This window comes from Mariniblastus fucicola, assembly GCF_008087665.1.
GTDB lineage: Bacteria > Planctomycetota > Planctomycetia > Pirellulales > Pirellulaceae > Mariniblastus > Mariniblastus fucicola.
This window is the reverse complement of sequence record NZ_CP042912.1, coordinates 4,957,808-4,971,786: the sequence shown is the minus strand read 5'-3', so window position 1 is coordinate 4,971,786 and position 13,979 is coordinate 4,957,808. Positions and strand designations below refer to the sequence as shown.

Sequence of the window (13,979 nt, the reverse complement as noted above, 5' to 3'; positions counted from 1 at the left end):
GATTGCCTTGGGCATCAAATTCGTCTGCAGACCTTAGTTCTTGGCCCGCTTGCAATCGAAAGCAACGGTCGACGATTTGTCGCCTTTTCCCACAACTACCTCGATTCGAAGGCTGTCATTGTCAAACTTGATGAACTTCAAGCCATCGAAGCAAATCTCGCTGTCTGATACCGAAATCAGAGGGAAGTCGACCGATTTGTTTTTCTCTTCCCAGCCAACAAGTCCCTCAGAAAAATGTTTCAGGCGAAGGACGAAAGAATTGCTTTTGGGAACGATCGTCATGATTTCGTAGAAGCTAACCTTGTCGTCTTTAGCCAGCTTGAACATGCCCAGCATCTCGCCCGCCATCGGCGGATTCCACGTTTCCTCAAATGAGCCACCCATGGCGTCACCCTGCCAGTGGCCAGCGATCCACGCGAAGTCATCAATCGAAATTTTGTCCCTGTTCGAAAGATCCTGAATCGTTACGTCTTTGTAAGCAATCGTGCCAACCATGCCGCCATGGATTTGGAGTCCTATCGCACCGTCCTGCGGTATGGTTTTTTCCGATTCGGTATAGTCGACCGTCTGAACACCGTTGATCCATAACTGGATTCGGTCTCCAACCGCGAGGATTCGATACGTTTGCCAGCCGTCGCTGTCAGCGGCGCCCGAAACTTTCGAAGCGATTTTCGCATCGGGTTTGGCGAGAAACCTGTTTCGACGACTTTCATCGTACAGACAACCATGTACGTCGTCGCCGATGTCAGCCTGATAGCCGATCACCTCGTGGAGCGGAACATCATCCTGCTCTGTGGCTCGTTCGGAGCGAAACTGAACGCCGCAATTGATCTTCTGAGTCCCTGTAATTTTGAATTTCAATCGCAGGTCGAAATCAGAGTACTTCTTTGAAGTGACGAGGAACTCGTTTCGAGCGGCAGGCTTGTCCATCGATCCAGCAACGATCGCGCCGTCTTTGATTCGCCAAGTGTTCTCCGTGTCGCCGTTCCAGTCTTGAAAAGTGCTGCCGTCGAACAGGGAAACGCGTTGTTTGCTTTGCTGCGCGTTGGCCTGAGTTACCAAGCAGGCGGCGAACAAAAGTGTGATCAAGGAAAAAGTAGATTTCATTGGAGCACCGGTCATCGAGAGTTAGACCGTTTGATTATCCACGAAATTTCTGATCCAGTCATCCAAAAAAAAGAGCGGAGGCAAATGCTCCGCTCATCGGTTCTCAATTGAAGGTTTTGGTCTAGTTTTCCGAATCGATGAAGTCAGCGAAAACGGCAACTTCCTGGTTCGCAACCGCTCGAAGCTTGCTCAAGGCACGGGCTTCAATTTGGCGAATCCGCTCTTTGGTAACGCCCAGTTCTTCGCCAACCTGCTTCAACGTTTGAGGCTCGTTGCGATAGTCCAGACCGAAGCGGCTGATGATGATCTTCTGCTCACGATCGTCCAGCGTTTCCAAAATTGAGCTGACCTGCTCTTCGCGAATCGCCTGCTCGGTTTCCAGCATGATTCGGTCCGTACGTTCGTCGGCGGTTGCCAGGAACATCTCCTCGGACGTTGGGCGGAAGCGATCCTTCTGACGATACTCGCCAGGAATCGTACGAGCAAAGTTCTTCATGATCGCCCAGCTCGCATAAGTGCTGAACTTGTTGCCGCGTGTGTAGTCGAACTTTTCAACCGCACGAATCAACGACATGTTACCATCGCTGACAAGCGTGAAGAAATCTTCGCTGGCTTGCACGTGCTTCTTGGCGATAGAAACCACCAGACGCAAGTTCGACTGGACGATACGGTTTTTAATTTTGACCGCTTCGTTGTACAGCCTTTCGATTTCATCCATCTCGTTTGAACGAGCTCGTGAAACTTCCATTCGCTCACGCAGTTTGCTGGCGCGGAACTTCAGGAAGTTATACTTGCGAAACAGGTACTGCTCCTGCTCGCGGTTGAGCAACGGCACTTCATAGAGCGATGCCAGATAGTGCGGCAGTCCAGCCGGTGCTTTCACGCGACGCGGCGTTTTTTCGTATTCTGGAATCGGTGAATCAACGATCTTCTTCTCCGCAGCCTTGCGGTGAAATTCCGGGCTGTCCATGAAGTCCAGCGGAAGCTCCATGATCATCGTCGCACGCATCTCGTTGATAACGCGGTAGATCGTTGTCTTTGTGCGGCAGTATCGAGACGCGATCACTTCGGCAGATTTGCCAGCCGAAAAATCAGCGTAGATGCGTTCCTTCATCTCCAGATTCAACGGACCAGTCTGGTTCGGGAACACGGCGATGGTTTGGTTCTTTTCGTCGAACTGCTTGATCGTGTATCGAATCGTCTCAATACTGCGACCCATGTGTTTCGCGATGCGGCGAGTCACTTCTGCAGGACATCCTCCCGCTCGAGCCAAACGGCGTGCACGGTCGATGATTTCGACTTTGTCTTCTTCCGTAAGCTGGCTAAATCGCTGACCACGGCTTACCTTTTCACGATTGTTTTTGACAAACGAGTCGACGCTGGTTTGAAGAAAGCCAACGCGTTTCCGGCCACCGTCAAAGATAAACTTACGGCTTACCAATCCCTGCTGACGCCAGCGTGAGATCGTTTTGGTCGAGACATTGAATCGCTTGCTCAATTCCTCCACGGTCAGAACAGGCTGTCCGAATTCTTCAGCAACCAAATCGGACGCTTCTGACATGTCTTCGATAAATCGGTGCAGATCCTGCAGCAATTGCTTGCCCGGAATCTTTACGATCGGGCCAGCGTCAGCGCGGAATCCGGTAATGCGGAAGCAGACGAACTCAAAGTTATAGTCCTGACGGACGTTGATCTCGTGAAGCAGCTTTTCCGCGGCGTCAAGTTGTTCGACTTTTCGATTTCGCGGCGCAAAGCGAACCTGCTGGTCCCGCAGCTCACGAATGGAATCACATTTGTAATCGATATGCATAATTATTTTCGCTCCGTTGTTCCAACGACTTTATGATGGCTCAACAGCTCAGCCTCTTACTGAGCTGTTCTACGGAGTTGTTGGTCTAACCGTTCAAACACCTGAATTTTCGCCAGGAATTGAACAGCAGGTTTCAGCAACTCAGCGATCCGACGAGAAGTGGCGACGGCGGAGCAAAGGAAGCTCCACTATTGGTTACCCGTCAGATGGCAAGCGAGATTCTCCTTAAAACCAGTGTTTGTCAGAAAACCTCTGCTGTCTAACTGTCTTGCAAACTGGATGCCAAGACCGCAATTTACGTCCCGATTTTATCATTTTAGGGCGTTTTATGCGGGTTTGGGCGTTCAAGCGGCTTTTAGCCTCCCGAATAGCGGCCTGTCAAACCGTGCGGATTGACTCCAACGAATGTCGTTTTGAGACAGATATCTGACGATGATTCTTCGGATAGTTCCGAATGCCAAGGGTGATTTGGCCCACTTTTGCGCTCCGCCAAAGGAACGGAATTCGAGTAATCAAGGATGATCAAATGAAATTTGTGGCAAAAAGCCTGTCATGCGTCGTAGCGATGTTTGTATGTTCCGTTACTTTCGCAGCGGAAGATATCGATATCGAATTGAAGTTCAAACGCGGACAACAGCATCGTGTTCAAATGCAATTCGAGCACGAAGGCAAAGTCATCATGCAGAAAGATCCGGAGCGTGAGGAAGAAGAATTCCGCATGCTTCCAATGAAGACGATTGCCAAGCTCGGATACTTTCAGCGTTTCACTGGCAAAGGCGACGACGTTCAAGCCATTCGCTTCTACGACGAGGCAAAAGGAACTTACGAGATCCTCAAAGGCCAAACAGGAGCCAGCCTTTATGACGACAATCGACTGGTTGTGGTTCGCGTAAAATCGAAATCGGACAAGCGAATTCAAATGGCGTCCGTTGCAGAGACTTTGACTCAGCACGAGCTTGAATTGCTGCGGAATCCAGTCGACCCGCTGTCGGTCGCTTCGTTGGTCAATCACCAGGGCGCCAAAGTCGGCGACTACTGGAAACCTTCTGACAACGGTCTGGCTAATTTCTGCGCGGTTGATCGAATCATTCGAAACGACGTCAAGGTTCGCTTGAAGGAGATCAAGAACAAAGAAGCCATCCTGCATGTTACCGGAAAGCTTCGAGGCGGAGTCGACGATGTCAGCACTGACATGGAAATCGCCGCGATCGTAAAGATCAAGCTGGGCAGCAATCAGGAACTTGCACGCGTTAAGATGAACTTGCGTGAGATTCGTCAGCCGGGACAAATTGCACCTGGCTACGATGGAAAAAGCAGCATCTCGCTGGATCTGGTTCCGGATGATTCTTGCGAGCACCTGACCAATGAAGCTTTGGTCGCGCACACCAAAGGACGCGTCATTGAACAGCGTTTGCAGTGGCAGTCACCAGGCCTGAAGTTGAAGTACGATCCTCGCTGGCGCGTCATCGCCTCAGAGCGGGAAGCAGCAATTCTGCGATTCGTCAGCGGCGGCAGCTTGTTGGCTCAATGTAATATTGTTCAGCTTCCTGCTCGTCCAGCCAACAAGCCGTTGACGTTGGAAGAATACAAGAAAGAAGTCGCGCGGATCATTGCGGCGGATGAAGTCGCCACGATTGTCGACGCGACCGAGTTCAAGACTGACAGTCTGGTTCGTGGCCTTTCGGTAGAAGTGGAAGGATCGGAAGGCGGAGTTCCCGTATCGTGGATCTACTACCATTTGAACGACAAGGACGGCCGACGGTTGACGTTCGTGTTCACATTGGAACGCGAGGTCATCAACCAATTTCTGCCCGCAGATCGCAAACTTGTTGGTGGCCTCGTTTTTGGAGCTCGCCCTGTGAATCGCAAGCTGGGGACGGCTTCGGATCGAAAAGCTGAATCCAGTACTGCGTCACGCCGCTAAGGCAAGCTGCCGCGGTCGGTACTCTTGAGAGATCGCTTTGGATCGTTTACGTTTTGAGCTCAATTCAGAATGTAAACGGATCCAAAATGCTCGATTTGTACGACAAAATTCAGGAAGCTGTCGGAGTCATCCAGCAGCAATTCACCGCGACGCCACACGCAGGCATCATCCTTGGCACGGGACTCGGGCCGTTGGCTGAAAAGATCGATGTTACGGCATCGATCGACTACGGCGACATCCCTCACTTTCCAAAATCGACGGCGCTTTCACACAAGGGCCGCTTGGTGTGTGGAAAGTTGGCTGGCTTGGACGTCGTCGCGATGGAAGGCCGGACGCATATGTACGAGGGCTATCCGCTCAAGGAAGCCACGTTGCCGATTCGTGTCATGAAAGCACTTGGCGCAGACCTGTTGGTTTGCTCCAACGCGGTCGGCGGGCTCAACCCTTACTATCGCAAAGGCGACATCATGGTGATCGAAGATCAGATCAACATGATGGGTGACAATCCGTTGATCGGCATCAACGACGATCGGTTGGGACCACGTTTCCCTGACATGTGCGAACCTTACAGTCAGGATCTGGTAGATCGTGCACTCAGTATCGCTCGCGCGGAAGACATCGTGGCTCACAAAGGTGTGCTGGTTGCGGTCGCCGGGCCGAACCTCGAAACGCGTGCTGAGTATCGCATGCTGCGGACGATGGGGGCTGACGTTGTTGGAATGTCGACAATTCCGGAAGTCATCGTTGCCGTTCATGGCGGAATGCGAGTCGTTGGGTTTTCTGTGGTGACCGATTTGTGCTTCCCCGATGCACTTGAGCCAGCCGATCCGCACGAGATCGTGAAAGTTGCCAACGAAGCTGAGCCGCGGCTTTCGACGTTGGTCATGAAAGTCCTGGAACAGGAATCGGCTTAGATTCTCTTGCTTCGCCGAACCTCAGGCACTGACCATGAACGAGAATTTCAAAACGCAAGTCGCGGAATCCGTTGAGTCCGTTTCCAGTCGCTGGAAAGGGACTCCGCGTTTTGGAATCGTGCTGGGGACCGGAGCCGGAATCGTTGCCGAGCACATTCAGGCGCAAGCCACCCTGCCCTACGGTTCGATCGCCAATTTTCCGGTCAGCACTGCGACTGGTCACAAAGGAAACCTCGTTTGCGGTACGCTCGACGGTCACGAAGTCGTGGCGATGCAAGGACGATTCCACCTGTACGAGGGCTACGACGTCGATCACGCCACGCTGCCGATTCATGTCATGCACGCGTTGGGAGTTGAAGTGCTGTTCGTCAGCAACGCCGCCGGCGGGCTGAATCCCAAAATGGACAGCGGCGATGTGATGCTGATCGAAAGCCACGTGGACTTTATGAATCGAACGTCGCCACAGATTGCCGCGGAACCGACGCTCGGCCGGCCTTCCTTCCGAAGCGATCAGGTTTATGACCGTGACCTGATCGAGTCAGCTCATTCGATCGCCCGCAAAGAGGGATTTGCTCTGCATCAAGGAGTTTATGCCGCGATGTTGGGCCCGAACTATGAAACGCGAGCCGAATATCGAATGCTCCGGCGAATGGGGATCGATGTCGCCGGCATGTCGACGGTTCCCGAAGTCAACGTCGCCGCACGTTCCGGAATTCGAACCATGGCCATGTCGATCGTCACCAATGTGGCGAATCCGGATTCGCTTGAGCCGACTTCTGGAGAGGAAGTCATCGAAGCCGCCCGCGTCGCGGCGCCGAAACTGAAAGCCATCGTCAGCGGTGTGATGGCATCCTGCTAGCAGCGAACTAGCGTCTTTAATCCACGTAGGTCCGGTTCGGGGCAGTTGATAAACTGCCGATCCAATCATAGGGCCAGTTGCCCGAATGACATAGGACAGGGCGAGTTGACCGACTTCCCGACTAACTAAACAAAATGCCATACATCGTCAGGGAAGATTATGATTCATGGTGGTTTGAAAACCGGACTGTTTTCGATTGCGTTGAGTGCTGCCGTAGTTTTGGCCAGCACAACGATTCATGCTCAGCAACAGAATAATGCTCAGCAACAATCGCAGCAGTTGACGCAACAACAAACAGATCGCCTCGCGCAAATGGGCGGCCAAACGCCTTCGCAACCCAGACGACCGTTCGCTGAATTGTCGGCCGAAGAATCGACTTACCTCGGTCAGGCGCTCGACTATTGGCAAGCGCAAAGCGAAGGCATCAAGCTTTATCAATGCACATTTCAGCGATACGTTTACGACACGGCGTTGACCAACTATCGCGATCCCAAAACAGGTCAGCTTTCTGCAGACAGCATCGCGATCGGAGAAATTCGGTACGGAAAACCCGGGAAAGCCAGCTATGAAACCACGTCGCTGTATAAGTTCGACGGACCCGGGAAAGAGCCCAAACCAATCAGCGATGCAAAGTTGCGAGAGAAATGGGTGACTGACGGAGACGCCGTTTACGAATTCGATTTCCAGGCCAGACGACTTTACGAGACCAAACTGCCGCCTGAGATGCGTGGCGCTGGCGCGATTCTTAACAGTCCGATTCCGTTCATGTTCGGGGCTCGCAAGGATCAGATTTTGCAACGCTATTGGGTTCGCGTGATTACGCCTCCGGATGCAAAGGGCGAAGTCTGGTTGGAAGCATGGCCGAAGCGTGCCGAGGACGCACAGAACTACAAGAAGGTTGAAATCATTTTGTCGATGGAGCCCTTCCTGCCCAAGGCTGTGCACATGTACATGCCACAGTACGATCCGAAGAAAAACAATTTCAGCAGCGTCTACATTGCATTCTCTGATCAGAAGGTCAACGATCGGCTTTCGCTGATCAAGAACTGGTGGGGCCATTTTGTCAAACCAAGCCTGCCGACTTTCGAGACCGGTTGGAAGCGAGTTGATCGCCAGGCTATGAATACTTCAGCCGCCGGTGCATCGCCGAATCAGCGCAAATAGTAGGTCAGTCTGTCCCAGACTGACGCCGCCTTTCGCGTGGGTTTAGTCGTCAGACAGACAGGCGGCGAATTGGTGAATCGCTTCGAGCGTTCGTGAGTGACTCAAAGACTGAGTGATTTACTGACTGAGTGATTTACTCGATTGCGTTTCGTGCTGATATTGGATGCTTGGTTTAGCACATCGTGACTGTATTTGCGCTTCGTGCTTTTACCGGGTTCGTCAGCAGCCTACTTGCGATCCCGATTCCTGCGCAACCCGATCACTTCTTGCTGAGCCGTTTGCCGATCGGCGAAAGCCCCAGCAGCAAGCCCATCAGCATTCCGCCACCGTGTGCCCAGTTGGCTACGCGGCCTGCGTCTCCTCCGAACGTACCGCCGATTTGCGGCGAAAGCATGCAATAAAACAGATAGCCGATCATGATAATGACCGTCGTTTGAGGCAGGAACATTCGAGAGTTTGGGTCATAGAGCATCCGGAACCAGATGAACCCAAAGAGCGCGTAGTTGACGCCGGACATTCCGCCTAAATGGGATATCAACAGGTCGGTATACAACATCGGCACCGATCCGCCGACGCTTGCAGGAACTACACATTGCAGGACCGTGGAAAAGATCGCAGAAAACACGACGATCATCGCCAGGCATAAAGTTCCATACCTCCCTTCGATCATGCGGCCAAAATAGGCCAACCAAAGCATGTTGAAAACAATATGGAACGGGCCGTAGTGATAGAAAATTGGCGACATGGTTCGCCACAACTCTCCGCGATAAATGCTGGCCAGACGCACCTCCATGCTGTCCCTGTTAGTCTGCCACGCTTGCTGAAGCTGCTCCGAAGGCGTATCAACAGCCACGAACTGCAGCGCTCGCGCAACGGCTCGATCGTCATACTTGTCGGCGCCGAATTCAGTGAGTGCCGCAACGATCACGCAAATCAGAATCAACACGACGGTCAGCGGAGCCGTTTCAAAAATGCCCTTTTGCACAGGGCCCACAGATTGAATGTTCTTCTGGTACTGCTTTTGTCGCGAAACGGCAGCTTCCTGAATCTTCTTCGCTTCTGCAACGGCCTTGCGATACTTTTCTGCCTTTGGATCGCTCCGAAAAGTCTCCAGCTCGCGCTTGGCTTGCTCGAAACCGTCTTCGTCTTTAACCCATATGTCGAATCCATGTTCACCATCAGGCTCAACCTGGCACTCGATGGACTGCGTTAACAAATAGGCGGCCAAGCTATCGGCTGCGGATTCTGATGGCAAACTGCCAATCAATCTCATCGATTTCTTTCTGTCGCGGAGGAGTCAAAGTGCCAGCACCCGGAGAATCGTAGGCCTGAGCGATTGAAATCGAGCTTGGGGAAGCTCTGGCGGAACCGAGTTTGGGAATCGAGCTTGCCATAGCCCCCAGATTCTTGGAAAGTCCCGTTTCCCCAAATTGTATACGGTTCTCCAATGGTGCACGACCCAACAACGAACGATTCCGATCCGGCACAAGGCATGGCGTTTGCGCCAACGTCCGCTGCGACTGCTGACGCGAAAGCAAAACGACCCGGGCGTCGGCGTGTTGATCTGTCCGATTCCGACGCGGCGCTGGTCGATAAAACGCGCGCCCAGATTCGCGAGTTGGTTCTCGAAGTCCGGCAACTGAGCCAAAAAGATTGTACTGCCGACGAGTTCTACGAAGGTTTTCTCACGCGAATCGTCACTGCATTGGCTTCCGTCGGCGGCGCAATCTGGATTCGTGAAACAGAAAACAAAAACGCCAAACTTCAGTGCCACGTCAACTTGAAGCAAACCGCGTTAAACGAAAATGTTCAGGCTCAGCAAACGCATGGAAAGCTGATTGAGCGAATGCTCGACGCCGGCGAACCGACTTTGATTCCGCCGGCAACAGGCAGCGAAGCGTCGGATTCTGGAGGCAATCCAACCGACCATTTGTTGGTGCTGGGTCCGATCAAAGTCGACGGCGAAACAGTCGGTCTGATTGAAATCTTTCAGCGGCCCGGCGCCGGACCTGCGACGCAGCGCGGATACTTGCGTTTCCTGTTGCAGATGTCAGAGATCGCGGGTGAGTTCCTGTCCAACTTGCGACTGAGGTCGTTTCAGGAGCAGCAAAAAACATGGAGTCAGCTGGAACGATTCGTGCAGTTGATTCATCGCAAGCTCGACGTCAACGACACCGTCTACGCGATCAGCAACGAAGGCAGACGGCTGATCGATTGTGATCGTGTCAGCGTGGCGACGATGCAAGGCAATCGATGCGTCGTCAAATCCGTTAGCGGCCTCGACACGATCGAGCGACGCAGCGAACAGGTCAAGACGCTCGGGCGTTTGGCGACTTCCGTTGTTCAGTCAAAAAAGCCACTGTGGTACGAAGGCGACAGCAAAAACCTGCCCCCGACCATCGAAAAACGCGTCCACGATCATGTCGAAAAGTCGCACGCGCGGATGGTCGCAGTGATTCCTTTGCGGAACGTCCCACCGACATCTTTCGACGACGATCCCTTTGAACAGGCACAAACGACGGGCAGCGAAGCACCGGTTGGGGCGTTGATTATCGAGCAGTTGGACGCGTCGAGCGTTTCCCCTGCTGTTAAGGAACGCATCGAAGTCATGGCGACACACGCGCAAACCGCGTTGTCCAACAGCATCGACCACCAGAGCATTTTCCTGATGCCGCTGTGGAAGTCGATTGGCAAAATCGTCCAACAGTTTCAGGGCCGCCGCTTGGCTCGCAGCCTGACAGGCATTGCCGTGATTGCGGCCGTGCTGGGATTCCTGTGCTTGTATCCTTATTCGTTCTCGCTCGGTGCCCGAGGAAATCTGGTGGCCGAAAGTCGCCACGAAGTCTACGCTCAACTGGACGGAATCCTGACCGACATCAAGGTCTCCAACACGGGCGATTCAATCGTCGACAAAGGTCAACTCCTCGCCACGATGGCGAGTTCAACTTTGGAACTCAAGATTGGAGACCTGCAAGGACGAATCGCTCAAGCCAAAAACGAGCTGCGGATCGCGGAAACGGGAAAGACGACGGGCGTCGATGCGAGCGAGAAAGCCGCTTACAACTCGCAGTTCCAAAGAGCGTCTCAGGAAATTGCCAACCTCGAAAACGAATTGGCAGTTCAACTGAAAGACCGCGAGCTGTTACAAGTCCGTGCTCCGATCGCGGGTCAGGTTGTAAACTGGCAAGTCCGACAGAATCTGCTGCGACGCCCCGTTCGTTTTGGGCAACATCTGATGACCATTGTTCCTCCCGATACACAGTGGCTGATCGAGCTGGAAATGCCGGAACGACGACTGGCTCATTTGTCCAGGGCGATGCAGGATTCCGACGAGTTCCTCAAGGTGACTTTCGCACTCGTTTCGTGGCCTGGAAAAGAGTTTGAGGGTGAGTTGCTGTCTGTCGATCAGAAGCTGGACGTCTACTCCGATGAAGGCAATGCTGCATTGGTAAGAGTCCGCTTTCCCAATGATGCTATCCCTCAAGAGCTGCTTCGATCGGGAACTCGCGTCACGGGAAAAGTTCAGTGCGGCACTTGTTCGGTTGGCTACGCGATGTTCTACGAGCTGATCGAGACGGTTCAGGCAAAGTGGCAGTTCTGGTTTTGAATTTTGCTGGCAATTCGGCGGACAGGATCCCTAAATTCCCTATACTTACAGACGTCAGGGAATAGGCTGCGTTTAGTCGCCTCGCAAACGTTGATCCGCCGATTTTCTCTGGCTGTGGCGGCTTTCTCTGGCCGATTTTTATCGAAGCACTTCTGCCTGTCGCCAGCTTCTACCAACCAACGCATGAGAGCGAAATGACCGTGATTGATTTAGCAAAAAGCCGTTTGTCTGTTTGGCCAGCTGTTCTGATCGTTGCGTGCCTGGTGTCGTTTGAGTGTGCCGAAGCCAACGCTCAGGGCGGGTTCAAGAGAAGCAGCGGATCGCCCTACTCCGATGGCCAGGCCAAGCAGGCGACGCCGGGAGTCAGCAAGTTCGAACCCTCGACCAACCGCAATGCGACACCGACGTTTGGGCGCGGCGGAACATCGACGTTGACGCCTCCACGAACATCGATTCAACAGAGCGATCCCGGGACCGGATCGCAAATTGGCGACACGTCGGGGATGGGCGAAGGACGGGTCAGCGCTTGCACGATCGAGTACGTTGACGAAATTGACGTTCCGGCTTTGGAGACAGGTGCTCTGGTCGAGATGAATGTAACCGAGGGTGACGCTGTACCGACTGGTACGGTGATCGCGCGAATCAACGATACGCTGCTCAAGCATCAACTGCGTCAGGCGCTGGTTCGAAAGAACAATGCTTATCGAATCGCCAACGATACGACTTCGATGGAGGCCGCGGAAAAGCAAATTCAGCTGACTCGCCAACGTTATGAGACGACCAGCAAGCTTGAGCGAAAGGGCGCGCGTTCTTCTGATGAGAAACTGACGGCGCGGTACGAGTACGAAGTAGCTCAGCTTCAGCTTCGCGCTGCCAACATGCGACAGCTTGAAGCCCAGGGAGAAGCGGAACTTGAGAACGCTCGTGCCCGGGAAGTCGAAGAGCGAATCCAGCGGCATGCGGTTGTAGCAACGTTCGATGGCGTTGTGGTAGATCGCTATAAACAGCAGAGCGAATGGGTGACGGCTGGCGAGCCTGTTGTCAGGATTGCTCGCATGGACAAGCTTTACGTTACCGGCCTGATTTCAAACCGCGACTACAACCCTTCTGATGTGAAGGGGAAAGACGTTTTGGTGACTGTGGAGCTGGCTCGTAAGGAAAAGATGGAGTTTCCAGGAAAGATCGTCATCATCGGTTCCAAGGATATCGCCGGTACTGGCAACGAGTTCATGGTCAAGGCCGAGATTACCAACAAGATGAAGCAGGGCCAGTGGGTTTTGCGAAAAGACGCTCGCGTTTCGATGCGGATTATGCTGAAGTAGGCCAAGACGGCTAACTCCTGCCTTGGCATCTTCTTTAAGATCTAAGAAATACTCTGGCGGCTGAGTACATTGGTGGCATGTAGTTGATCCCGTTCCATTCCAATTGAACATGCAACCTGAAAATCCAATCAACGATGATCCGTTTCGTGAAGCTCGTGAAAAAGAGGGCGTGATGCGCTGCCCGTTCGAGGGCGAGATGATCACGATGTTGCTGCGGCACAAAGATGTTCGGGACGCTGCCGCAGACTGGAAACAGTTTAGCTCGGACGCGCCGTTTCGAGTTCCGATTCCATCCGAAGAGTCCATGCGTTCGGTGCGACAATTGCCGATCGAAGTCGATCCTCCTGATCACAAAGAGTATCGAAAGCTTACCGAGCCATTTTTTCTGCGGGCGAAGAAGCCGGAAGTCATCTCGGCGGTGAAGTCGATGATCGAATCGGTCGTCGATGCGCTCGCGGAACAGGACTCGTTCGATGCCGTTGCGGAATTCGCGTTACCGATTCAGTCTCGGGCGTTCACGTATCTGTTGAACATGCCGGAATCCGAAGCAGAAGTCTGGATCCGCTGGGGCGTTCATGTCTTCCAGCCTCAGGAAGGCGAATCGAAACGAGGCGGTTCGCTGGAGTCCTATTTGAACGAACAGTTTGATCGCGCGGCGGCCGACTCGGGCGAAGATTTTTTCAGCGTGTTGACCCGGATTGAATTTCGTGGACGAAAACTGACGCGGGATGAGTGTCTCGGTTTCGCCAATCTGGCCTTTGCTGGTGGACGCGATACGATCATTCACAGTGTGACGTCGATCATCGCGTGGCTGGCGAGCAACCCCGTGGGGCTTGAGTATCTGCGGGAGGATCCGAAGCGAATTGTGTTGGCGAGCGAAGAGTTTTTTCGCGTGTTCATGCCGCTGACTCAGATCGGTCGCGTTTGCCCGCAAGGAGCCGATGTGCACGGAGTCAAAGTCGCAGCGGGTGAGAGGATTGGGCTGTGCTGGGCGTCGGCCAATCACGATGAAAGCGTTTTTGAAAACGCTCAGGATGTTATTCTCGACCGTCGTCCGAATCCACACGTTTCATTCGGGTTTCGCGATCACCTTTGCCAGGGCGCCGCTCATGCCAGACTGGTCGTCCGTACGATGCTGGAAGTCCTCTGCAGCAAAAACCTGTCGATTGAAATGATTGACTCGGTTCGACATGTGGAAGTCGCCAAAGAATTCACACGCGCTGTTGGCTACGACACGCTCAACGTCCGGTTTCGCGTCAACAATTAGTCTGT

Annotated in this window: 10 protein-coding genes; 7 read left to right on the top strand and 3 right to left on the bottom strand. The window is 53.3% G+C overall.

Annotation, left to right across the window (positions count from 1 at the left end):
* Positions 1-33: 33 nt before the first annotated feature.
* Positions 34-1,107, bottom strand: coding sequence for a DUF6265 family protein (locus MFFC18_RS18480; protein ID WP_084416813.1), 1,074 nt, complete (start codon positions 1,105-1,107; stop codon positions 34-36).
* Positions 1,108-1,228: 121 nt separating this feature from the next.
* Complete coding sequence (locus MFFC18_RS18475) at positions 1,229-2,917, bottom strand: sigma-70 family RNA polymerase sigma factor (protein ID WP_075082438.1); 1,689 nt, start codon at positions 2,915-2,917, stop codon at positions 1,229-1,231.
* 526 nt (positions 2,918-3,443) lie between these two features.
* Between MFFC18_RS18475 and MFFC18_RS18470 the strand changes: the two genes are divergently transcribed.
* The 4 genes from MFFC18_RS18470 to MFFC18_RS18455 all read left to right on the top strand — a co-directional run bounded on the left by MFFC18_RS18470 (position 3,444) and on the right by MFFC18_RS18455 (position 7,778).
* A complete protein-coding gene (locus tag MFFC18_RS18470) occupies positions 3,444-4,841 on the top strand; it encodes a hypothetical protein (protein ID WP_075082439.1) in 1,398 nt (465 codons plus the stop codon).
* Between the two features lie 86 nt (positions 4,842-4,927).
* A complete protein-coding gene (locus tag MFFC18_RS18465) occupies positions 4,928-5,755 on the top strand; it encodes a purine-nucleoside phosphorylase (protein WP_075082440.1) in 828 nt (275 codons plus the stop codon).
* A gap of 34 nt (positions 5,756-5,789) precedes the next feature.
* Entirely contained in the window at positions 5,790-6,614 is an 825-nt protein-coding gene (locus tag MFFC18_RS18460; RefSeq protein ID WP_075082441.1) for a purine-nucleoside phosphorylase, read from the top strand.
* 159 nt (positions 6,615-6,773) lie between these two features.
* Positions 6,774-7,778 carry a hypothetical protein gene (locus MFFC18_RS18455; protein ID WP_075082442.1) on the top strand — a complete coding sequence of 335 codons (1,005 nt, stop codon included), beginning with the start codon at positions 6,774-6,776 and terminating at the stop codon, positions 7,776-7,778.
* A 259-nt stretch (positions 7,779-8,037) separates the two neighbouring features.
* Here the strand turns inward: MFFC18_RS18455 and MFFC18_RS18450 are convergent, their stop codons facing one another.
* Positions 8,038-9,051, bottom strand: a complete 1,014-nt coding sequence (locus MFFC18_RS18450; RefSeq protein ID WP_075082443.1) for a rhomboid family intramembrane serine protease — start codon at positions 9,049-9,051, stop codon at positions 8,038-8,040.
* Between the two features lie 174 nt (positions 9,052-9,225).
* Between MFFC18_RS18450 and MFFC18_RS18445 the strand changes: the two genes are divergently transcribed.
* From MFFC18_RS18445 to MFFC18_RS18435, 3 genes are all read left to right on the top strand, one after another.
* Positions 9,226-11,385, top strand: coding sequence for an efflux RND transporter periplasmic adaptor subunit (locus MFFC18_RS18445; RefSeq protein WP_075082444.1), 2,160 nt, complete (start codon positions 9,226-9,228; stop codon positions 11,383-11,385).
* Positions 11,386-11,585: 200 nt separating this feature from the next.
* Positions 11,586-12,707: an efflux RND transporter periplasmic adaptor subunit gene (locus tag MFFC18_RS18440; protein WP_162273898.1), complete on the top strand. Its 1,122-nt coding sequence runs from the start codon at positions 11,586-11,588 to the stop codon at positions 12,705-12,707.
* Between the two features lie 109 nt (positions 12,708-12,816).
* Positions 12,817-13,974: a cytochrome P450 family protein gene (locus MFFC18_RS18435; protein ID WP_075082446.1), complete on the top strand. Its 1,158-nt coding sequence runs from the start codon at positions 12,817-12,819 to the stop codon at positions 13,972-13,974.
* Positions 13,975-13,979 lie beyond the last annotated feature (5 nt).

Bases quoted from the DNA above. Each gene is read 5' to 3' on its own strand.
- MFFC18_RS18475 (WP_075082438.1), bottom strand. From the start codon at position 2,917: ATGCATATCGATTACAAATGTGATTCCATTCGTGAGCTGCGGGACCAG.
- MFFC18_RS18435 (WP_075082446.1), top strand. From the start codon at position 12,817: ATGCAACCTGAAAATCCAATCAACGATGATCCGTTTCGTGAAGCTCGT.
- MFFC18_RS18455 (WP_075082442.1), top strand. From the start codon at position 6,774: ATGATTCATGGTGGTTTGAAAACCGGACTGTTTTCGATTGCGTTGAGT.
- MFFC18_RS18470 (WP_075082439.1), top strand. From the start codon at position 3,444: ATGAAATTTGTGGCAAAAAGCCTGTCATGCGTCGTAGCGATGTTTGTA.
- MFFC18_RS18460 (WP_075082441.1), top strand. From the start codon at position 5,790: ATGAACGAGAATTTCAAAACGCAAGTCGCGGAATCCGTTGAGTCCGTT.
- MFFC18_RS18480 (WP_084416813.1), bottom strand. From the start codon at position 1,107: ATGAAATCTACTTTTTCCTTGATCACACTTTTGTTCGCCGCCTGCTTG.
- MFFC18_RS18450 (WP_075082443.1), bottom strand. From the start codon at position 9,051: ATGAGATTGATTGGCAGTTTGCCATCAGAATCCGCAGCCGATAGCTTG.
- MFFC18_RS18445 (WP_075082444.1), top strand. From the start codon at position 9,226: ATGGTGCACGACCCAACAACGAACGATTCCGATCCGGCACAAGGCATG.
- MFFC18_RS18465 (WP_075082440.1), top strand. From the start codon at position 4,928: ATGCTCGATTTGTACGACAAAATTCAGGAAGCTGTCGGAGTCATCCAG.